At 70.5% G+C, this 19,599-nt stretch carries 22 protein-coding genes; 8 read left to right on the top strand and 14 right to left on the bottom strand.

The genetic code is table 11. The annotated features are described in order from the left end of the window. Position 1 precedes the first annotated feature (1 nt). The 3 genes from FHS87_RS12565 to FHS87_RS12555 all read left to right on the top strand — a co-directional run bounded on the left by FHS87_RS12565 (position 2) and on the right by FHS87_RS12555 (position 2,577). Positions 2–1,012: an ABC transporter ATP-binding protein gene (locus FHS87_RS12565; RefSeq protein WP_184518665.1), complete on the top strand. Its 1,011-nt coding sequence runs from the start codon at positions 2–4 to the stop codon at positions 1,010–1,012. A 50-nt stretch (positions 1,013–1,062) separates the two neighbouring features. Further along, entirely contained in the window at positions 1,063–2,070 is a 1,008-nt protein-coding gene (locus tag FHS87_RS12560) for an ABC transporter ATP-binding protein (protein WP_184518793.1), read from the top strand. A 123-nt stretch (positions 2,071–2,193) separates the two neighbouring features. Then, positions 2,194–2,577, top strand: coding sequence for a VOC family protein (locus FHS87_RS12555; RefSeq protein WP_184518662.1), 384 nt, complete (start codon positions 2,194–2,196; stop codon positions 2,575–2,577). A 1,077-nt stretch (positions 2,578–3,654) separates the two neighbouring features. Here FHS87_RS12555 and FHS87_RS24475 read toward each other — a convergent pair. The 3 genes from FHS87_RS24475 to FHS87_RS12540 all read right to left on the bottom strand — a co-directional run bounded on the left by FHS87_RS24475 (position 3,655) and on the right by FHS87_RS12540 (position 6,533). Beyond that, on the bottom strand, positions 3,655–4,944 hold the full coding sequence (locus tag FHS87_RS24475; protein ID WP_184518659.1) for an OmpA family protein: 1,290 nt from the start codon (positions 4,942–4,944) through the stop codon (positions 3,655–3,657). After that, positions 4,907–5,965, bottom strand: coding sequence for a hypothetical protein (locus tag FHS87_RS12545; protein WP_184518656.1), 1,059 nt, complete (start codon positions 5,963–5,965; stop codon positions 4,907–4,909). Before FHS87_RS12545 ends, FHS87_RS24475 begins: the two co-directional genes overlap by 38 nt. Positions 5,966–6,053: 88 nt before the next feature. Further along, positions 6,054–6,533: an Lrp/AsnC family transcriptional regulator gene (locus FHS87_RS12540; protein WP_246418360.1), complete on the bottom strand. Its 480-nt coding sequence runs from the start codon at positions 6,531–6,533 to the stop codon at positions 6,054–6,056. Between the two features lie 200 nt (positions 6,534–6,733). On the opposite strand from FHS87_RS12540, the gene trxB reads away from it, so the two are divergent. The 3 genes from trxB (at position 6,734) to FHS87_RS12525 (ending at position 9,304) form a co-directional block, all read left to right on the top strand. Beyond that, positions 6,734–7,723: a thioredoxin-disulfide reductase gene (gene trxB, locus FHS87_RS12535; RefSeq protein WP_312861981.1), complete on the top strand. Its 990-nt coding sequence runs from the start codon at positions 6,734–6,736 to the stop codon at positions 7,721–7,723. Continuing rightward, the gene (locus FHS87_RS12530; protein ID WP_184518648.1) at positions 7,723–8,613 is read left to right on the top strand and encodes a LysR family transcriptional regulator; all 891 of its coding nucleotides are present in this window, start codon (positions 7,723–7,725) and stop codon (positions 8,611–8,613) included. Before trxB ends, FHS87_RS12530 begins: the two co-directional genes overlap by 1 nt. A 313-nt stretch (positions 8,614–8,926) precedes the next feature. Then, positions 8,927–9,304, top strand: coding sequence for a DUF6481 family protein (locus FHS87_RS12525; protein ID WP_184518645.1), 378 nt, complete (start codon positions 8,927–8,929; stop codon positions 9,302–9,304). A 193-nt stretch (positions 9,305–9,497) separates the two neighbouring features. Here the strand turns inward: FHS87_RS12525 and FHS87_RS12520 are convergent, their stop codons facing one another. Further along, the gene (locus tag FHS87_RS12520; RefSeq protein ID WP_184518642.1) at positions 9,498–10,475 is read right to left on the bottom strand and encodes a Bug family tripartite tricarboxylate transporter substrate binding protein; all 978 of its coding nucleotides are present in this window, start codon (positions 10,473–10,475) and stop codon (positions 9,498–9,500) included. Between the two features lie 148 nt (positions 10,476–10,623). Between FHS87_RS12520 and FHS87_RS12515 the strand changes: the two genes are divergently transcribed. Continuing rightward, the gene (locus FHS87_RS12515) at positions 10,624–11,508 is read left to right on the top strand and encodes an alpha/beta fold hydrolase (RefSeq protein WP_184518639.1); all 885 of its coding nucleotides are present in this window, start codon (positions 10,624–10,626) and stop codon (positions 11,506–11,508) included. On the opposite strand, the gene FHS87_RS12510 is transcribed toward FHS87_RS12515, so the two are convergent. Together FHS87_RS12510 and FHS87_RS12505 are read right to left on the bottom strand one after the other, a co-directional pair. After that, entirely contained in the window at positions 11,498–12,325 is an 828-nt protein-coding gene (locus FHS87_RS12510; protein ID WP_184518636.1) for an NAD kinase, read from the bottom strand. The genes FHS87_RS12515 and FHS87_RS12510 overlap by 11 nt on opposite strands. Further along, positions 12,322–13,194 (bottom strand): carbon-nitrogen hydrolase family protein, encoded by an 873-nt coding sequence (locus FHS87_RS12505; protein WP_184518633.1) that lies wholly within the window; start codon positions 13,192–13,194, stop codon positions 12,322–12,324. The genes FHS87_RS12510 and FHS87_RS12505 overlap by 4 nt, the downstream gene beginning before the upstream one ends. A gap of 122 nt (positions 13,195–13,316) precedes the next feature. Here FHS87_RS12505 and FHS87_RS12500 point away from each other — a divergent pair, with 122 nt between their 5' ends. Beyond that, entirely contained in the window at positions 13,317–14,300 is a 984-nt protein-coding gene (locus tag FHS87_RS12500; protein ID WP_184518630.1) for a Bug family tripartite tricarboxylate transporter substrate binding protein, read from the top strand. Between the two features lie 5 nt (positions 14,301–14,305). Here FHS87_RS12500 and FHS87_RS12495 read toward each other — a convergent pair whose 3' ends face one another. From FHS87_RS12495 to secY, 8 genes are all read right to left on the bottom strand, one after another. Continuing rightward, the gene (locus FHS87_RS12495) at positions 14,306–14,491 is read right to left on the bottom strand and encodes a hypothetical protein (RefSeq protein WP_184518627.1); all 186 of its coding nucleotides are present in this window, start codon (positions 14,489–14,491) and stop codon (positions 14,306–14,308) included. A gap of 58 nt (positions 14,492–14,549) precedes the next feature. Continuing rightward, on the bottom strand, positions 14,550–14,915 hold the full coding sequence (locus FHS87_RS12490; RefSeq protein ID WP_184518624.1) for a hypothetical protein: 366 nt from the start codon (positions 14,913–14,915) through the stop codon (positions 14,550–14,552). 113 nt (positions 14,916–15,028) lie between these two features. Then, the gene (gene rplQ / locus FHS87_RS12485; protein ID WP_184518620.1) at positions 15,029–15,454 is read right to left on the bottom strand and encodes a 50S ribosomal protein L17; all 426 of its coding nucleotides are present in this window, start codon (positions 15,452–15,454) and stop codon (positions 15,029–15,031) included. Positions 15,455–15,484: 30 nt separating this feature from the next. Next, the gene (locus FHS87_RS12480) at positions 15,485–16,498 is read right to left on the bottom strand and encodes a DNA-directed RNA polymerase subunit alpha (RefSeq protein ID WP_246418359.1); all 1,014 of its coding nucleotides are present in this window, start codon (positions 16,496–16,498) and stop codon (positions 15,485–15,487) included. A 25-nt stretch (positions 16,499–16,523) separates the two neighbouring features. Next, positions 16,524–16,922, bottom strand: a complete 399-nt coding sequence (rpsK, locus tag FHS87_RS12475; protein WP_043835425.1) for a 30S ribosomal protein S11 — start codon at positions 16,920–16,922, stop codon at positions 16,524–16,526. A 1-nt stretch (position 16,923) separates the two neighbouring features. Then, entirely contained in the window at positions 16,924–17,301 is a 378-nt protein-coding gene (gene rpsM / locus FHS87_RS12470) for a 30S ribosomal protein S13 (RefSeq protein WP_184518614.1), read from the bottom strand. Positions 17,302–17,488: 187 nt separating this feature from the next. Further along, complete coding sequence (locus FHS87_RS12465) at positions 17,489–18,139, bottom strand: adenylate kinase (protein ID WP_184518612.1); 651 nt, start codon at positions 18,137–18,139, stop codon at positions 17,489–17,491. Continuing rightward, the gene (gene secY, locus FHS87_RS12460; protein WP_184518608.1) at positions 18,136–19,524 is read right to left on the bottom strand and encodes a preprotein translocase subunit SecY; all 1,389 of its coding nucleotides are present in this window, start codon (positions 19,522–19,524) and stop codon (positions 18,136–18,138) included. The genes FHS87_RS12465 and secY overlap by 4 nt, the downstream gene beginning before the upstream one ends. Positions 19,525–19,599: the final 75 nt, after the last annotated feature.

Below are 19,599 nucleotides of genomic sequence, written 5' to 3'. Positions count from 1 at the left end.
CGTGGAACCGAGCATCCCCGCCTCGGCGGCACCCCCCACCCTGCAGGTGCGGAACCTGCAGACGAGCTTCTTCACCCGCGCCGGCGTGGTGAAGGCGGTCAACGACGTCTCCTTCAACGTGGGCCGCGGCAAGGTGCTGGGGCTGGTGGGGGAGTCCGGCTCAGGCAAGACCGTGACGGGCTTCTCCATCATGCGCCTGGTGGACGAGCCCGGCCGGATCACCGGCGGCGAGATCCTGTTCGGCGGACGGGACCTCGTGAAGGCGTCCGAGGAGGAGATGCGCGACCTCCGGGGCAACCGGATCGCCATGATCTTCCAGGACCCGATGATGACGCTGAACCCGGTCCTGCGCATCGACACGCAGATGATCGAGACGATGCAGGCGCACCGGAGGATCAGCCACGAGGACGCCCGCCAGCGCGCCCGCGACACGCTGGGCATGGTGGGCATCCCCTCTCCCGACGAGCGGCTGAAGGCCTATCCGCACCAGTTCTCCGGCGGCATGCGGCAGCGCGTGGCCATCGCCATCGCCCTGCTGCACGAGCCCGAGCTGATCGTGGCGGACGAGCCGACCACGGCGCTCGACGTGACGATCCAGGGGCAGATCCTGGCCGAGGTGCAGAAGCTGGCGGCAAACACGGGCACCTCGATCATCTGGATCACCCACGACCTCTCGGTGGTGGCCGGCCTCGCGGACGACATCGCCGTGATGTATGCGGGCCGCATCGCCGAGTACGGCTCGGTGGCCGACGTGCTGGACCACCCGCTGCATCCCTACACCGTCGGGCTGCTGGGCTCCGTGCCCAGCCGCAACAGGCGGGGCGAGCCGCTGCGGCAGATCCCGGGGATGACGCCCTCCCTCCTCAGCCTGCCGCCGGGATGCCCGTTCCAGAACCGCTGCCCCCGCTCGGCCGATGTCTGCCGGCAGGACCCACCCATGGCCGAGATCATGCCCGCCCATGAGGCGCGCTGCTTCCGGCCGCATCTCGAGAAGGCGGAGGTGGCCGCGTGAGCGCGACGATCGAGAAGCCCGCGGTGCCCGCGCAGGCGGCCGGCGAGAAGATGATCGAGGTGGTGGGGGTCTCCCGCCGCTTTTCCAAGAAGCTGGACATCGCCGGCAAGATCCTCGCCAAGCTCGGCGCGCCCATCCGTGAGGAGGTGGTGCATGCCGTGGACAAGGTGGACCTGACGATCCGCAAGGGCGAGGTCGTCGGGCTGGTCGGTGAGTCCGGCTGTGGCAAGTCCACGCTGGGCCGGATGGTGGCGGGCATCCTGCCGCCCTCCGACGGCACGATCCTGTGGAAGGGCAAGGACCGCACCGGCATGGGCGGGAAGGAGGCGCGGGCGGCGATGCTGCAGGCGCAGATGATCTTCCAGGACCCCATGTCCTCCCTCAACCCGCGGCTGAAGGTGGCCGAGATCATCGGCGAGGCGCCGCTGGTCCACGGGCTGACCTCCCGCGCCGAGCTGGCCCGCTACGTGGACGAGCAGATGCGGCGCGCCGGGCTCGATCCGGCCTTCAAGGCCCGCTACCCCCACCAGTTCTCGGGCGGGCAGCGGCAGCGCATCGGCATCGCGCGGGCGCTGGCCGTGCAGCCGGAATTCCTCGTCTGCGACGAGTCCGTCGCGGCGCTCGACGTGTCGATCCAGGCGCAGATCCTGAACCTGTTCATGGCGCTGCGGCGGGAGCTGAACCTCACCTACCTCTTCATCTCGCACGACCTCGGCGTGGTGGAGCATCTCAGCGACCGCGTCGTGATCATGTATCTCGGCCGCGTGGTGGAGGAGGCGCCGACGGAAACCGTCTTTGCCCGCGCCAACCATCCCTACACGCAGTCGCTGCTGGCCGCGGTGCCGCGGATCGAGGCGCGGAAGAAGGCCTTCGCCACGGTGAAGGGGGAGATCCCCTCCCCCCTCAACCCGCCCTCGGGCTGCCACTTCCACCCCCGCTGCCCCCACGCCTTCGACCGCTGCCGGGTTGAGATCCCGGCGCTGCAGGAGGTGGCGCCGGGGCACAAGAGCCGGTGCCACCTGAACGACCTGCCGAACCACGGGGGACAGCCGGTATGACGAGGTTGGCGCTGGCCGTGGCCGCGCTCCTCGCCCTCGCGGCCTGCGAGAGGGCGGAGGGCTCGCGCGGGGTTTATGTGGGTGGTAGTGGCGGGGTGAACGTCACTCGCTGAGAGGCCATCCGTGACCCGATTCGCCTTCGACCACGTGCATCTCCGCAGCCCCGATCCGGACGCGACCGGGGCCTGGTTCGTGGACCATTTCGAGGCGAAGCACCTCCGCCGCCAGGAGGGGCCGGCGAGCCTGCGCGTGGTGGTGGATCTCGGCGGGCTGCACCTGTTCATCGACCGCGTGCCGGAGAGCACCCCATCCGTTCCCCCCGCGCCCTTTCAGGGGATCGAGCACCTGGCGCTGGCGGTGACGGGAATCGACGCAATCGTCGAGGAGCTGCGCGGCAAGGGCGTGCGGATCGTGATGGAGCCGAACAACCCGAACCCGACGACGCGCATCGCCTTCGTCGAGGGCCCGGAGAATGTCCGGGTGGAGCTGCTGGAGCGCTCCACTTAGAGTTCGGGATGCTTTGTTGAGATGCTCACGAAGGTTCGGCGAGGAGCGTGAGGTTGTATGATCGCCAAGGGCGGTATCGACCGCAACTAGAGCGGCGGCTTGGCGCGTAGCCGGTGCGAAACCGGGGAGTCCTGGCTGGGTCTGAGGCACGGCGCCGAGCCCGGGGTGCGAGCGGGTGTGGAGCACCACGGTCAGCTCGGGCCAGGCACGCTGACGGTGCCCCTCTCCCTTGGCCCGACGCTGGCCGAAATGGGCGCTGACGTGCCGGGTTCTCGAGGCCGGTCGCATCCACGGCCGTCACCGGTGCAGCATCGGTCCGGCCGCAGGCCCGGACATGCCGGACCATAGCGGCCTGAACTCCGAGTAAAGCCCCCTAGCCTCAGCATGGGCCAGGGACGAATAGTGCGGCACCTTGGTCAGCACTAGGGTACGTCCCAGCCCCAACCACTCGGTGACGAGCGCTACCACGCCCCGGTAGTCTGTCCGCAGGAACTGCCGCAGGACCAGGAGTGCGAAGAGCTTCGGCTGGGTGTAGTCCTTCGGCGAGTACTGTGAATCCCATAACCCGGCAGCGCTGCCCGGCCCGCAGACAGGGCTCCCGCACCGCCCGCACGGCCGACTTCGGCATCCTCCTTATCGACTATATGCGGGCACGCATCGAAAAGCGTCCGAACACGTTACGGCTCGTCAGGGTTTTAACAGAGCAAAGTGGGCTCTAATCGGGCGGACGGGCCTCCCGGGCGCATACGGACAGGCGGCCCGATCGGGCTCCGGAGGCAGGAAAAGGGCCGCCCTGGGGACACCGGTACCGGGCCCAGGCCTGGACTCGGTGACCCGATCGTCGAGGCTGGTGGTGCAGGCTCCGGAAGAGTTAGCCCGGCGGACACTCGGGCGAGGCAGATCTGTGGCAGGCTTTCACCGGCGCGATTTCGATCTGCCTGGGCAGCCGGCATTCCTACCCGTCCGCGCAGCAACGCGGGGCGAGCAGGAGTTATCGTGCCGAAGCTGTAGCGTGGCGGGGAGACCTGCCGCAGCGCGTTATCCCGGGTGCGCGGCGCGATCTCCCGCGCCGGTGGATCAGAGTCGGTCCGCCACCCTCATGGGGCAAGCCGAGGGCTCGAACTCCACGCGGCGGTCCAGCGCGTCCGTCACGTCGTCCTTGCCCGTGCCGATCAGTGGCCGGGAGGCGCCCAGCCCGGCCGCCTCCGTGCGCGGGCGCAGGACGGCGCGCTCGGCCACCAGCCCGCTGCGCACGGCCTCGGCCCGCCCGGCCGAGAGGCGCTGGTTGACCGACGAGGCGCCCGTCGGGCTCGCATGGCCGGTGATGGCGAGGCAGACGTCGCGCGGCGCGGCGCGGCGGGCGATCTGGCGGATCCACATGGGATAGTCGCCGCTGATGTCCCTGCTCGGCGCGAAGCGTGTCGTGCCCGGCTGGAAGAGAAACTTCACTGCCAGCTTGCCGCGGTCCAGCCCGTGATCGACGACGGCGCCGAAGGCCTCCTCCGCCTCCCGGCGCCGGCCAAGCGCCCGGTTGCTGAGATAGAGGCCGTTCCGCACGCGGAGCTGGTCCCCGCCGGGCCGGCGGGAAGCGGCGTCGTAGGAGGCGAGGGCCATGGGGTAGTTCCCCTCCTCATAGGCCCTCGTCCCGTCGGAGATCAGTGCCTGGGCCTCCAGCGCGGCGAGATAGGCGGGGTCGATCGGATCGCCCGGATTGCCCGCGCAGGTCCTGAGATAGGCGGCGGTGACGCCGTCCGATGTCCAGGCCGGGCTGTCGGCGTAGAAAGGGGCCGGGGTCGTGTCGATCTCCGGCCCGCGCACCCAGGCCGTCTCATGCGCCACCACCTTCCCCGTGCGGAGATCGCCCAGCACCGCCCAGATCCGGTAGGTCTGCGGCCGCGGCTCCCGCGCGGGCGGGATGATCCCGGCGCCGTCCACCCCCGTGATCGAGCCCAGCAGGATGAGGGGCCTCTCCTCGAGGGCGGCCGTGTTGAAGGGCCGCAGCCGGAACTCGGGGTAGCGCTCCCGCACCACCGCCCCGATCCGCTGCTCCATGCGGCGGGTCGTGGCGGACTGCTCCCCCGTCGCGCGGTCGATCAGCGGATCGACGACGAGGGAGTAGCCGCCCGGGCCCTCCGGCGGCGCGATGCGCGCGCGGTCGAAGAGCGCGACCGTCATGCTCAGCACGGCCTCGTCGAGGCTCTGCGCCGTGCGCGGCGGCTCCGGCGCGCCCGCCACCCGCATGGGAAGGGAGGCAGCATCCTGCGGCCCCTGCGGGCCGGAACAGCCGGCCAGGACGAGCAAGAAGCCGATGGCCGCCGCGGCGGCGCCCTTAGCGGCAGCCATCGCGGAGAAAGCGTTGATCGGCACGGGATGGCTCCTCGCCAAGCTGGATGCGGAGGGTGATGATCTGGCAGCGGCGCTGGGCCACAGCGGCCGCGGCGGCCTGGCGGATATTCGGCGAGCCGCGCGCGGGGGCGGCTTCCTGCGCCTCGCGCGTGGCCTGGGCGGGGGCGCGCTGCGCCGGCGCTGCGGGCGGAGAAGCCGGCACGGCCGCGCGGCCGGCCGGCGCCAGGGCGGCGAGCGTCTCGTTTGCCGGTGCCTGCGGAGCAATCGGCATGGCGCCTGCCGGCGGGGCCGGCGGCGGCAGAGGCAGGGCGGCGAGGATGCCGGGGAGGGCCACGCCTTCCGGGGGTGCGGGCGGCGGCAAGGGAAGCGAGGCCGAAGGACCGGCGATCACCTCCCCCGTAGGCGGCGCGGGAGATGGCCTGAGCAGGGCGGCGAGTGTGCCGGCGGGCACGGCCCCCTCCGGCGGTGCGGGCGGCGGCATGGGCAAGGCGGCGAGCGGACCGGTGGGCACCGCTCCCTCCGGCGGAGCGGGCGGCGGTATGGGAAGGGCAGCAAGCAGCCCGCTGGGTGCCGCGCCCTCCGGCGGAGCGGGGGGCGGCAGGGGAAGCGCCGCGATGAGGGGCAGGTCTTCGGAGGACGGCCCCTCCTGCGCCTCCTGCTCGGCCCTCTGCCGGGCGGAGGCGCGGAGCTGGGCCTCCAGCCGGTCCAGCTCCGCATCCAGCTCCGCGGCCTTGCGGAGCAGGCTGTCCACGTCGTCACCGGAGGTGGGCACCTCCTCCAGGAAGGCTTCCGCGGGCGCGGCGGGAGGTGGGAGGGCCTCGGCCATGACCGCTGCCGGCGGCGCGGCGGCGGTGCGCTCGGCCGGCGCCTCGCCCGATGCCACCTGCTGGCGCAGGACGCGGCTCTCCAGCGCGGGCTGCACGGCGGTCCAGGCAGCAACGCCCAGCGTCGCGGCCAGGCCGAGGGCCAGGCCGGGCAGGATCACGCGCTGTGTCACGCCCCGCAGGTTGGGCGTTTCATGGTCCGGCAGGCCGGCGGACATTCGTTCCCCTCCTGGGAATGACCGGCCCTAAGTGTTTATCCGCTCTCCCGCATGCAGCCGCTTCACGAAACAGTTTACCGGGGAAGCGCTACCCCTCGACCGGCACGCCCGCCTCGTCCTTGGAGGTCCGGATGGTCTGGAGGGTACGGACATGCATGACCGTCGCGGCGCCCGTCAGGCGGTTCGTCAATTCGTTCTCATGCGCGGGGTTCCGGGCGACGAGGCGCAGCAGGAAGTCCCCGCCGCCGCGGATCATGTGGCACTCCCGCACCTCCGGCCAGTCGCGCACCATGGCCTCGAAGGCCTCCAGCACGGGGAGCTTCTGGCTTTCCAGCCCGACCACGGCGAAGAAGGTGATCTCCCAGCCCAGGGCAGTGGGATCCACATCGGCGTGGTAGCCGCGGATCACCCCGGTCTCCTCCAGCCGGCGCACGCGGCGGAGGCAGGGCGGCGCGGAGAGGCCGACGCGGGCCGCCAGCGCCACGTTCGTCATGCGCCCATCGGCCTGTAGCTCGCGCAGGATATCCCGATCGGTCGCGTCGAGGGCGGCGGGGCCGAGGTCTTTCAAGGTCTGGTCTTCTCTCGGGCCATTCGCGGCCGGCCCCCCTGGCGTGCCGGTCCATCCCCCGCCACTATCCCCGTCCGTGCTGCCCTCATCAAGGGCTGCCCGCCGGGCCCTCCTCTGGCCCTGCTTCCGGGGGTGGTGCATCCGGTCCAATGCACCGATATGGTGTGCCGGCGATTCTGCACTGCACTCAGGACATGGACGTGGCCGAGACCCACCGCACGCGACTGCTGATCCTCGGGGCCGGACCGGCCGGCTACACCGCCGCCATCTATGCGGCCCGCGCAGGGCTCGAGCCAATCCTCGTTGCCGGGCTGCAGCCGGGAGGGCAGCTCACCATCACCACCGATGTGGAGAACTACCCCGGCTTCGCCAGCGCGGTGCAGGGGCCGTGGCTGATGGACCAGATGCGCGCCCAGGCCGAGCATGTCGGCACCCGCATCATCGGGGACGTCATCACCTCCGTGGAACTCGGCGCGCGGCCCTTCCGCGCCCTGGGCGATTCGGGGGACAGCTACGAGGCTTCCGCCATGGTGATCGCCACCGGCGCCCAGGCGCGCTGGCTCGGCATCCCCGGGGAGAAGGAGCTCTCGGGCTTCGGCGTCTCCGCCTGCGCCACCTGCGACGGCTTCTTCTTCCGGGGCAAGGAGGTGGCGGTGATCGGCGGCGGCAACTCGGCAGTGGAGGAGGCCCTCTACCTCGCCGGGCTGGCGAGCAAGGTGACGTTGATCCACCGGCGGGACAGCCTGCGGGCCGAGCGCATCATGCAGGAGCGGCTGTTCGGGCACCCCAAGGTCTCGATCATCTGGAACACGGTGGTGGAGGAGGCGCTGGCGACCGAGGGGCAGTTCCGCTCGCTCCGCGCGCTGAAGCTGCGGGACCTCGTGGGGGGCGGCCATTACGAGATGCCGGTTGACGGCATGTTCGTCGCCATCGGCCACGACCCCGCCACCGCCCTCTTCCGCGACCAGCTCGCCACCGACGAGGACGGCTACATCGTGACGGAGCCGGGATCGGCGCGCACCAGCATCCCCGGGATCTTCGCCGCGGGGGACGTGCAGGACCGGATCTACCGCCAGGCCGTCACGGCGGCCGGCTCCGGCTGCATGGCCGCGCTGGACGCGGAGAAGTGGCTCGCCCACATCCCGGACGATGCCCCCTCCCCCGCCGCCTATGACGCGGTGAGCGTCTGATGCCGCTCGACTGGGACAAGCTTCGCGTCTTCCACGCGGTGGCCGAGGCGGGGTCCTTCACCCATGCCGGCGACACGCTGAACCTCAGCCAATCCGCCGTCTCCCGCCAGATCCAGGCGCTGGAGGAGAGCCTCGCGGTGCCGCTCTTCCACCGCCACGCCCGGGGTCTGATCCTGACGGAGCAGGGCGAGACGCTGAACAAGACCGTGCGCGAAGTCTTCGCCAAGCTCGCCATGACCGAGGCGCTGCTGACCGAGAGCCGGGAGCGCGCGGCCGGCCGGCTGAAGGTGACGACGACGACCGGCTTCGGCTCCACCTGGCTCGCCCCTCGGCTGGAGCGGTTCCTCGCCCTGCACCCCGAGGTGACCGTCACCCTCCTGCTGGACGACACGGAGCTGGACCTCGCCATGCGCGAGGCCGACCTCGCCATCCGCATGCACCCGCCCCGCCAGCCGGACCTGATCCAGCGCCACATCGCGACCTTCGGCTGGAAGGTGGTGGGATCGGCGGACTACCTCCGCAACGCGGGCATCCCGCAGCGGGCGGAGGACCTGGATGCCCACCGGCTGATCATCTACGGCGACTACCACCCGCCCGTGGAGGACATAAATTGGCTCGTCGAGGCCGGCCGGCGCCCGGGTTCGCCGCGGCGAGCGGCTGTGGAGGTGAACTCCCTGCCGGCCATGCTGCGCGCGGTGCGCTCAGGCCTCGGGCTGGCCGCGCTGCCGGACTATATGGGCGAGGACCTGAACGAATTGGTCACCGTCCTGCCTGAGCTAAACACCCCCAAGATCGAGGCCTTCTTCGTCTATCCCGAGGAGATGCGGAGCTCGAAGCGCGTGGCGGTGTTCCGCGACTTCCTCGTGGCGGAACTCGCCGGGGGCGGCTAATCGCCTGGGAGAGCCGATCCATGCGGGTGCTGCATGGCGGATGGATGTTCTTGGCACGCCGCGCGCGGCGGGGCCGGGCTACCCTCCGTTTCGTTCGGTGATTCACTGGATGGGGTCCCAGGATCCCGCGTCTCCCAGACGTGAAGCCTCCCTGTAAGCACTTGCCCGGAAGGCCTGCGGCATGAGGCCGTGGCTTTCCGGGCTTTCTTTTTCGCCCGGGCGGTGCCACCTGACGCCCATCGCGTGACGCGGCCCGCCCCGGATTCCCAGCGACCGGAACAGGACCGGTACCGGACCCCAGCAGAGAGCAACGATGCGAACCCTCAAGGGCACCGACTTCAACGACCGCAGCAAGAATTCCCTGGAAGCGAAGAAGGCTCTCCTCGAGCGCTTCAAGTCGCGCCCGGCCTCCGATGACCCGACCGTGGTCGCCCGCCAGGAGGAGCGCCGCCAGATCATCCAGGCCCGGGAGGCCCGCGAGGCCGAGCGCCGGCGCCTCAAGGAGGAGGAGAAGGCGCGCCAGGAAGCCGAGCGCCTGCGCCTCATCGCCGAGGAGGAGGCCCGCCAGGCCGAGCTCGCCCGCCAGGCCGCCGAGGCTGCCGAGCGCGCCAAGCAGGAACTGATCGAAGCGAAGCTGGAGCGCGACCGCCGCTACGCCGCCCGCAAGGCCCGGACGAAGGGGCGCAAGTAGCCCTTTCCAGCCCTCCGGCCTTCTGAGCGCCGTCGGTTCCGCGAGGGACCGGCGGCGTTCGCGTTTCCGGGCCCCTGGCCCCTGCCCTGCGCGCCGGAACGGAGGGCGGCAGCGCGTTTCGGTGCAGCCCCGCCCCGGAGATCGCCCCTGCGTCTCGCGGTCGGAGCCATGCCCGGGAGGGACCTGTCCGCCCCTACTCGGCCTTCACCTTCGCGACGCGGATCACCTCGGCCCAGCGCTCGATGTCCTGGCGCAGGAAGGCGCCCATGGTCTCGGCATCCCGAAGGTTCACCGTCATCCCGACCTCGGTGGTCCTGGCCCGCACCGGCTCCCGCGCCATGGCGGCGAGGGCGAGCTCCCGCAACCGGGCCAGGGCGGGCGGGGGCACGGCGGCTGGGGCGAAGAGGCCGAACCAGGCATCCGCCTCCACCCCGGCCACCCCGGCCTCGGCCAGGGTCGGCAGCTCCGGCAGATGGGGCGAGCGGTTCGGGGAGGCGACGGCCAGGGCGCGCAGCCCGCCCGACTGCACCTGGGACAGGATCGTCGGGGCCGTAGCGAAGCTCGCCTGCACATGGCCGCCCAGCAGGTCGTTCAGCATGGGCGAGGAACCTCGATAGGGCACATGCACCATCTCCACGCCCGTCCTCGCGCGGAACAGCTCCAGCGTCAGATGCGAGGCCGAGCCCTGGCCGGTGGAGGCGCAGGTGATGGAGCCCGGCCGGGCGCGGAGCAGCGCGAGCAGCTCCGGCACGCTGGCGGCCGGAACATCGGGGCGCAGGACGAGGATGTGCTGCAGGTCGGCCAGTCCCGCGACCGGCGCGAAGTCCCGCACGGGGTGGTAGCCGCCGCCATCGGGGAGAAGCGAGATGTTGGTGGCGTGGGTCTGGTTGGAGGCGAGCACGATCTGCGTGCCATCCGCCGGCCCCGTCGCCACGCGGCGCGCCCCGATCGACCCTCCCCCACCCGCGACATTCTCCACCACGACGGGGGAGTTGAGGTCCCTGGCCATCTCGCCCGCCACCAGCCGCGCGAGCACGTCGGTCGGCCCGCCGGCGGGATAGGGCACCACGAGGACGATCGGGCGGCCGGGAGACCAGGGCGCCTGGGCCCGCGCGGCGAGAGGCGCGGCCAGGGCGGCTGGCAGGGCGAGCGCGTGGCGGCGCGTGATCATGCGATGGACCTCCCTTCCCCTTCACGGCGGCAGCCCGCGCTGGGAAGCTTCAGGGATGCCACGGATCTGCCGTCCGAGGAATGGCGGGCGGGCTGACGGATGCCGCGCCGCGTCGCAGAGTGGCGGCGGCAAGGGAACGGGAGCGAGCATGTTCTTCGAGGGCTTCACGCTGGAAACCCGGGAGGCGAACGGGGTGGCGCTGCGCCTCCGCCGCGCCGGGAGCGGCCCGCCCCTTCTGCTTCTCCACGGGAACCCGCAAACCCATGCGATGTGGCACCGCGTGGCCCCATCCCTCGCGCGCCGCTTCACCGTGATCCTGCCGGATCTCCGCGGCTACGGCTTCAGCGGCAAGCCGGGCGTCTCGCCGGGAAGCGAGGCCTTCAGCAAGCGAGCCATGGCGGCGGACATGGCCGCGCTGATGGAGGGGCTGGGCTATGCGCGCTTCGGCGTGGTCAGCCACGACCGTGGGGCACGCGTGGCGCACCGGCTGGCCCTCGATCACGCGGAGCGGGTGGAACGGCTCTGCGTGATGGACATCGTGCCCACCCTCGCCCATTTCGATCGGACGGATACCGCCTTCGCCCTGGGCTACTATCACTGGTTCCTCCTGGCCCAGCCCTATCCCCTCCCCGAGCGGCTGATCCGGCGGGACGTGGAGGACTGGTTCCGGTTGCACACCGCGCGCGAGCCGAAGGATGACGGGTTCTTCCACCCCGAGGCCCGCGCCGACTACATCGCCGCCCTGCACCAGGACGGCACGGTGGAGTCCATCTGCGAGGACTACCGGGCGGCGGCGGGAATCGACCTAGAGCACGACCGCGCCTCCCGCCGCGCCGGGGAGCGCCTGCGCTGCCCGTTGCTCGTCCTCTGGGGTTCAAAGGGGAAGATCGGAAAGTGGTACGAGCCGCTCACCCTCTGGCGCGACTACGCGGACGGCACCATCGCGGGCGGTCCGGTGAACAGCGGCCACTACCTCGCCGAGGAAGCGCCGGAGGAGGTGCTGGCGGCGCTGGAGGGCTTTCTCACACCGTGAACTGCTCGGCGAGGATGCGCTCGGGCAGGCCGTGGTCGGGATCGAAGAGCATGGTCAGCCGGAGGCGCCGGCTCTCGCAGATCTCCACGCGGCGGACGTCGCGCACCTCCGTGTAGTCCGCCACGGCGGCAACGGGGCGCTTCGCGGCCTCCAGGATCTCGAAGGCGACGGCGGCGTTGCCCGGCAGCAGCGCGCCGCGCCAGCGCCGGGGGCGGAAGGCGGAGATCGGCGTCATCGCCAGGAGATTGGTGCCGAGCGGGATGATCGGCCCGTGGGCGGAGAGGTTATAGGCCGTGCTCCCCGCCGGGGTGGCGACGAGGATGCCGTCGCAGACCAGCTCCGCCATCCGCTCCTTGCCGTCCACGAGGATGCGGATCTTGGCGGCCTGCCGCGTCTCGCGCAGGAGCGAGACCTCGTTGATGGCCAGCGCCTCGTGCACCTGCCCCGCCGCGTCGGTGGCGCGCATCAGCAGGGGCTGTAGCAGCGCGGCCTGGGCGGAGCGCAGCCGTTCCGGCAGCCCTTCCTCCCGATAGGCATTCATCAGGAAGCCGACGCTGCCCCGGTTCATCCCGTAGATCGGCAGGTTGCGGCCGAGGAAGCGGTGCTGGGTCTCCAGCATCGCCCCGTCGCCGCCGAGCGCCACGATGACGGCCGCCTCATCCTCGGGCGCGTCGCCATAGAGGGAGACGAGGCGCGCGCGGGCCGCGCCGGCCTCCTCGGTCGTGGCGGCCACGAAGCTGATGCGGCCGGCGAGATCCTCCGGCAGCTCGCGCACGGCGTCCGGGTCGGGCGCACTGCCGAGAAGAGCGGCTGTCATGCCGGCACCCGGCCGCCCGCGGGCGTGTCGCCGGCGAAGGGCAGGCGGCGGTGCTCCAGCACGGGCATGTCCCGGCGCACGCGCTCGGTGACCGCCCGGTCGATGCGCGCGCTCGCCCAGCCCGTGCCGTCCGAGCACCTGGCCACGACATGCCCCCAGGGATCGCAGATGAGGGAATGGCCATAGGTGTGGCGCGGCCCCTTCGGCTCCATGTGCTGGCCCCAGCAGGCGGGGGCGGCGAACCAGCACTGGGTCTCGATCGCGCGGGCGCGGATCAGCACTTCCCAGTGGTCCTTCCCGGTCTGGAGGGTGAAGGCGGCGGGCAGGAAGATCAGCTCCGCCCCGGCCTGGCGAAGGGAGAGGAAGAGCTCGGGAAAGCGGACATCGTAGCAGATGGCGAGGCCGGACACCGTCTCTCCCGTGCGGGCGGTGACGATCGCGCTCCCGCCGTCATAAGTGGCACTCTCGCGATAGCCCGTGCCGTCGGGCGCCGTGATGTCGAACAGGTGGATCTTGCTGTAGCGGGCCAGCTCCCGCCCGTCCGGGGCGAAGAGAAGGCTCGTGTTGCGCAACCGCTCTCCCGCCAGCTCCCCGATGCTGCCGCCATGGACATGGACCCGGTTGGCCACCGCCATGGAGCGGAGCATCTCATAGGCCTCGCCCCCGTGCGCGTTCGACCCCGGCTCGGGCAGCCTCTCCGCCGCCGCGACCTTCGTGGCGCGGTCCCCGCCGAGGCAGGTCCATATCTCGGGGAAGGCGATGATGTCGGGGCGGTCGGAAGCGAGAGCGGCTTCCGCCAGCCGCGTGGCCTGGGCGATGTTGGCGGCCTTGTCGGCACCGGGGTTCATCTGCACGACAGTGACGCGCATTCGGGGCTCCGGGACTGGGGCGTGCATCAAGCGCTTCCCGGGGGAAGGCCGCAAGCGCGGGCCTTGACGAGGCGGGCGGCGGGCGGCCTCCATCCGGCAACGGAACCGGGGAGGGTCGGCCGATGCTTCATCGTCGCGCAGTGCTGGGAGGGGCGGGGCTGGGAATCGCGGGCGCGCTCGCCGCGCCGGGCATCTCGCGGGCCCAGGGAGGCTGGCCCAGCCGCCCGATCCGGCTGATCGTCGCCTTCGCGGCCGGCGGCGCCGCGGACAGCGTCGCCCGCGTGGTGGCCCCGCGCCTGGGCGAGCGGCTCGGGCAGAACGTGGTGGTGGAGAACCGCACGGGTGGCAGCGGCTCCAATGGCGGGGCCGCCGTGGCCCAGGCAGCGCCCGACGGCCACACCCTGCTTTGGGACGCCTCCTCCCACGTGGTGAATCCAAGCCTCCTGCGCGGCCTCTCCTTCGACTACGCGACCGCCTTCCTGCCCGTCACCCTCGCCGCGACCTTCCCGCAGGTGCTGGCCGTGAAGTCCGAGAGCCCGGCGCGCAGCCTGGCCGAGTTCATCGCCATGGCGAAGGCGCAGCCCGGCGCGCTGAACATCGGCACGCAGGGCAACGCCACGGCCGGCCATCTCGCCCTCGCCCAGTTCGGGCGGCTTGCCGGGATCGAGCTGACCCACGCGCCCTATCGCGGCGGGGCGGATGCCGCCCGCGATCTCGCCGCCGGCGTGCTGGACGGCGCCTTCATCACCGCCCTGTCGGCCGGACCGGTCGCGGATGGCGGGCGGGCGCGTCTGCTCGCGGTGGCGACCGAGACGCGGATCGCCTCCCGCCCCGGCCTGCCGACCTTCGCCGAGGCCGGTCTCCCCGGGCTGACCATCACCGAGTGGTGCGCCCTTTTCGCTCCCGCGGGGACGCCGGCAAGCGTCGCCGAGCGGCTGCACGGTGCGATGTCCGCCACCCTCGCCGAGCCAGAGGTCAAGGCACGGCTGGACCAGCTCGTTGCCCTCCCTGTCGGCTCCGCGCCGGATGAGTTCGCGCGCTTTATCCGCGACGGGCGCGCGACCATGGCCACCCTGGTGCGGGAGGCGAATATCCGGGTGGAATAGGCGGGTCAGGCCCGGCCGTCCGGCGGGCCGCCCCCGAGCCCCGCCCTCCCCAGCACGGCCGTGACGATCGCGGCCAGGAGCGCCAGACCCGCAACCACGATGAGGGCCAGAGAGAAGCCGAGTTGCAGCACCCGCGCCAGCAGCGCGAGCAGGGCAAAGAGAACGGCAAGGCCGAGCGCCCAGCGCATCATCACGGAGTTCCTCCCGGTTCAGGCGGCAAACGGCGGGAGAACGGGGGCGTTGCGGGCGCTACTCGGCTCGGAATGAGCGAAGGTCGGGCTTCACGGCGAGCACCGCCCGGGCCAGCGGGCCGGGCCAGGGAGCGCCGCGGGTGGGAACGGTGAGGCTCGCGACACCCTCATCCAGCAGGAGAAGGTAGAAGCGCTCGGTCTCGCTGTCATAGCCAAGGAACAGGCCGTCCCGCGCGCAATCCGCCCCGTCGCAGGTCCAGCCATAGACGTAACGATCCTCCGCGACCTGGAGCGACCCCGGATCAGCGGCGCGGAGATGCCGCAACACATAGGTCTGCCGGCCGCGCGTGACAGACCGGAAGCCGATCGACAGGTCCGGATGCCTCGCGAGCGTCGCGACGGACTGCCCCGCCAGGGTCAGCACAGAGGGCTCTGCCGGCGCCTGCGCCCGGGCCGGCGAGACGATGAGGGCCACGAAAAGCAGAAGGGCGAGTGGTCTCCCACCCGCCCTTCTCCGATCGCTACGACCAGGCGTGATCACGCCTCAGCCGTCTCGGCCTCCGCAACCTCGGGCTTGGGCCCGCTGTCGAGACCCTTGGCCGCCACATCGCGCTCGACCAGCTCGATCACCGCCATCTGCGCCGCATCGCCGTAGCGGATGCCGGCGCGGAGTACGCGGGTGTAGCCGCCGGTGCGCGCGGCGTAGCGCGGCGCCAGCGTGTCGAACAGCTTGCGGACCACCGCCTCGTCGCGGATCTGCGCGGCCGCCTGACGGCGGGCATGCAGGTCACCGCGCTTGCCGAGCGTGATGATGCGCTCGACATAAGGGCGAAGCTCCTTCGCCTTCGGCAGCGTGGTCGTGATCTGCTCGTGCTTGAGCAGGCTGGTCGCCATGTTGCGGAACATGGAGATCCGGTGGGCGGAGGTGACGCCGAGCTTCCGGCCCGAAACCCCGTGACGCATCTGACTACTCGTCCTTCCTTACGCAGCCGCTCAGAACGGCTCGTCGACCTTGCGGGCCAGGTCCTCGATGTTCTCGGGCGGCCAGCCCGGGACGTTCATGCCGAGCTGAAGACCCATGGAGGTGAGGACCTCCTTGATCTCGTTCAGCGACTTGCGGCCGAAATTCGGCGTGCGCAGCATCTCCTGCTCGGACTTCTGAACGAGATCGCCGATATAGACGATGTTGTCGTTCTTCAGGCAGTTCGCCGAGCGGACGGAGAGCTCGAGCTCGTCCACCTTGCGGAGCAGGTTGCGGTTGAACGGCAGGTCGTCCTCGACCTCGGCGGCACGCGCCTCGCGCGGCTCGTCGAAGTTGATGAAGAGCTGGAGCTGGTCCTGCAGGATGCGGGCGGCCAGGGCCACCGCGTCATCCGGCGTGACCGTGCCGTCCGTCTCCACCGTGAGCACGAGCTTGTCGTAGTCCGTGCGCTGGCCGACGCGGGTGGGCTCCACCCGATAGGCCACGCGGCGCACGGGGGAGTAGATCGCGTCGACGGGGATGAGGCCGATTGGCGCATCCTCGGGACGGTTCTCCGCCGCGGGGACATAGCCCTTGCCGGTCGCCACCGTCAGCTCAGCATTCAGCCGCGCGCCGTCATCCAGCGTGCAGATGACCAGCTCCGGGTTCGCGATCTCGATATCGCCCGTCACCTGGATCTGGCCAGCCGTCACCTCGCCAGGGCCGGTCGCGGTGAGGGAGAGGCGCTTGGAGCCCTCGCCCTGCATCCGGATAGCCAGGCGCTTGATGTTCAGGACGATGTCCGTCACGTCCTCGCGCACGCCAGGAAGGCTGCTGAACTCGTGCAGCGCGCCGTCGATCTGCACAGCCGTCACTGCCGCGCCCTGAAGGGAGGACAGCAGGATGCGGCGCAGGGCGTTGCCGAGCGTCATGCCGAAGCCGCGCTCCAGCGGCTCCGCGACGATCGTCGCGGTACGGGAGGGGTCGTTGCCCCCCTCCACGTCCAGACGCTCGGGCTTGATGAGGGAACGCCAGTTGCGATCCATCGCGCCACTCATGGTGGGGTACCCCTCAGACGCGGCGCCGCTTGCGAGGGCGGCAGCCATTATGCGGGATCGGCGTCACGTCCTTGATCGCGGTGACGTAGAAGCCGACGGCCTGCAGGGCACGAAGCGCGCTCTCGCGGCCCGAGCCGGGACCGGAGACCATGATCTCCAGCGTCTCCATGCCGTGCTCGCGCGCCTTCTTGCCCGCATCCTCCGCCGCAACCTGCGCGGCGTAGGGGGTGGACTTGCGGCTGCCCTTGAAGCCCTGGGAGCCGGAGGACGACCAGGCGATCGCGTTGCCCTGGCTGTCCGTGATCGTGACGATCGTGTTGTTGAAGGAGGCGAGGACGTGCGCCACGCCGGAAGAGATGTTCTTCCGCTCCTTCTTGCGGGGGCGGGAGCCCGCGTTCGGCTGACGCGCCATCTTACTTCGTCACCTTCTTCTTGCCGGCGATCGCCACGGCCTTGCCCTTGCGGGTGCGCGCGTTCGTGTGGGTGCGCTGGCCGCGAACCGGCAGGCCACGGCGATGACGCAGGCCGCGGTAGCAGGCCATGTCCATCAGCCGCTTGATGTTCATCGCCACCTCGCGGCGGAGATCACCCTCCACGCGGTAGTCGCGGTCCATCATCTCGCGGAGGCGGAGCAGCTCATCCTCGGAGAGCTGATTCACCCGACGCTCCTCGGGGATGCCCAGGGAGGCGCAGATGTCGGCCGCGTTCTTCGGGCCGATTCCATAGATGTAGCGCAGCGAGATGTGCACGCGCTTGTTGTCGGGGATGTTCACGCCGGCGATGCGCGCCACGTCTCTCTCCTGGAGCTCTGGGCTCCGTTCGGGCCGGTCGGCGAAGCCGCCCGGCGAGGTGATCCTGTCCCCGCCTGATCAGCGAGGCCAATGCGGCCCTGGCACCTCGGCGCCAGTGCAAGCGGAATTGCGGCAGAGCGAGGCCCAGCCGCGAAGATGGGCGATTTACGGACCGGTGACCCGAGAGTCAAGCCCCATCGAGGATGGCCTCGATCTGGCCGGAGACGGTCGCCATGTCGGCCATGCCGTCCACTCCCTTCAGCTTGCCCTGCGCCTCGTAATAGGGAAGCAAAGGCGCCGTTTGCCGATGATAGGCGTCCAGCCGGGCCGCTACGGTCTCGGCCTTGTCGTCGGCCCGCCGCGTGAAATCGTGGCTGCCGCAGACGTCGCAAACGCCCGGGATCTGGGTCGGCTTGAAGCGGTCGTGGTAGCCCGCCCCGCAAGCGGAACAGGTGAAGCGCCCGGCGATCCGCTCGACGAGCGCAGTGTCGTCCACCTTCAGCTCGATTACGTGGTTCAGGGCCAGTCCCATCTCCTCGAGCATGACGTCCAGCGCCTCCGCCTGGGGCACCGTGCGGGGGAAGCCATCCAGGATGAAGCCCCGGGCGCAGTCAGGCTTCTGCACACGGATCGCCAGCATCGCCGTGATGATCGCATCAGGAACGAGCTCGCCCCGCTCCATGATCGCCTTCGCCTCGTTCCCGATCTCGGAGCCCGACTTGACCTCGGCCCGCAGCATGTCGCCAGTGGAAATCTGCGCGATGCCGTGGCGATCCTGGAGGATCTTGGCCTGGGTCCCCTTCCCCGCCCCAGGCGGCCCCAGAAGGATTAGGTTCATCGACGGGAGCTCCCTCCGCGCGGGGTGACGGGCGCAGGACCGGCTCCCCGGCCACCGACCCGGGCCTTCCGAATCAGGCCTTCGTACTGATGCGCGAAGAGATGGGACTGCACCTGGGCGACCGTGTCCATGGTCACCGAGACGATGATGAGCAGGCTGGTACCGCCGAAGTAGAAGGGCACCCCGTACTGGCTGATCAGGAACTCGGGGATCAGGCACACGATGCAGAGATAGACGGCACCGACGAGGGTCAGCCTGGTGAGCACCCGGTCGAAATATTCCGCCGTGGCCGCGCCGGGGCGAATTCCCGGCACGAAGCCACCGTACTTCTTCAGGTTGTCCGCCGTCTCCTGGGGGTTGAAGACAACCGCCGTGTAGAAGAAAGCGAAGAAGATGATGAGCGCGACATAGAGGCCCATGTAGAGGGGCTGGCCATGGGCAAGCATGGCGGCGGCGCGGCTCAGCCAGGTGTCCTCTCCCTGTGTCGCGGCGAAGCCCGAGAAGGTCGCGGGTAGCAGGAGCAGCGAGGAGGCGAAGATCGGCGGGATGACACCGGCCGTATTCAGCTTCAGGGGCAGGTGAGTGGAGTCGCCCCCGAACATCCGGTTTCCGACCTGCCGCTTGGGGTACTGCACCGGGATCTTGCGCTGGGCGCGCTCCATGAACACCACGAAGGCGATCACGGCCAGCGCCATGACGAGGAAGAAGATGATGAAGAAGGCGGACAAGGCCCCCGTTCGCCCGAGCTCCAACGTGCTCACCAGCGCATGGGGTAGATTAGCCACGATGCCCGCGAAGATAATCAGGGAAATCCCATTGCCGACGCCTCGGGCCGTAATCTGCTCGCCCAGCCACATCAGGAACATGGTCCCGCCCACCAGGGTCGTCACACATGACACCCGGAAGAACAGGCCGGGGTCCAGAACAGCGGCGCCGAAATTCCCCCGCATTCCCTCCAGCCCCACTGCGATCCCATAGGCCTGGAAGAAGGCGATCAGCACCGTCAGGTATCGCGTGTACTGGTTGAGCTTCTTCCGCCCGGACTCCCCTTCCTTCTTCAGGGTCTCCCAGGCCGGGATGGCCGCCGACATCAGCTGCACGATGATCGAGGCCGAGATGTACGGCATGATATTGAGGGCGAAGACCGTCATCCGGCCGAGCGCCCCGCCCGTGAACATATCGAACATGCCGAGGATGCCGCCGCCATGCTGGGACAGGATCTCGGCCATGACCGCGGCATCGACGCCGGGCACAGGAATGTAGGTGCCCAGACGGTACACAATCAGCGCACCGAGGGTGAACCAGAGCCGATTCTTAAGCTCGGTCGCGCGGGAGAGCACACCGAGGTTGAGATTGGCCGCGAGCTGCTCGGCGGCGGAAGCCATGGGATGCCTCTTTCTCACGACTGCGGCGCCGAGGGAGATCCCGCGGCGCCGCAGCACACTACATCATTTCAGGTC

The organism is Muricoccus pecuniae (assembly GCF_014199205.1).
In the GTDB taxonomy this organism is placed as follows: Bacteria; Pseudomonadota; Alphaproteobacteria; order Acetobacterales; family Acetobacteraceae; genus Roseomonas; species Roseomonas pecuniae.
Note: the sequence above shows the minus strand (reverse complement) of the source record. Positions and strands in the feature narration are given on the sequence as shown.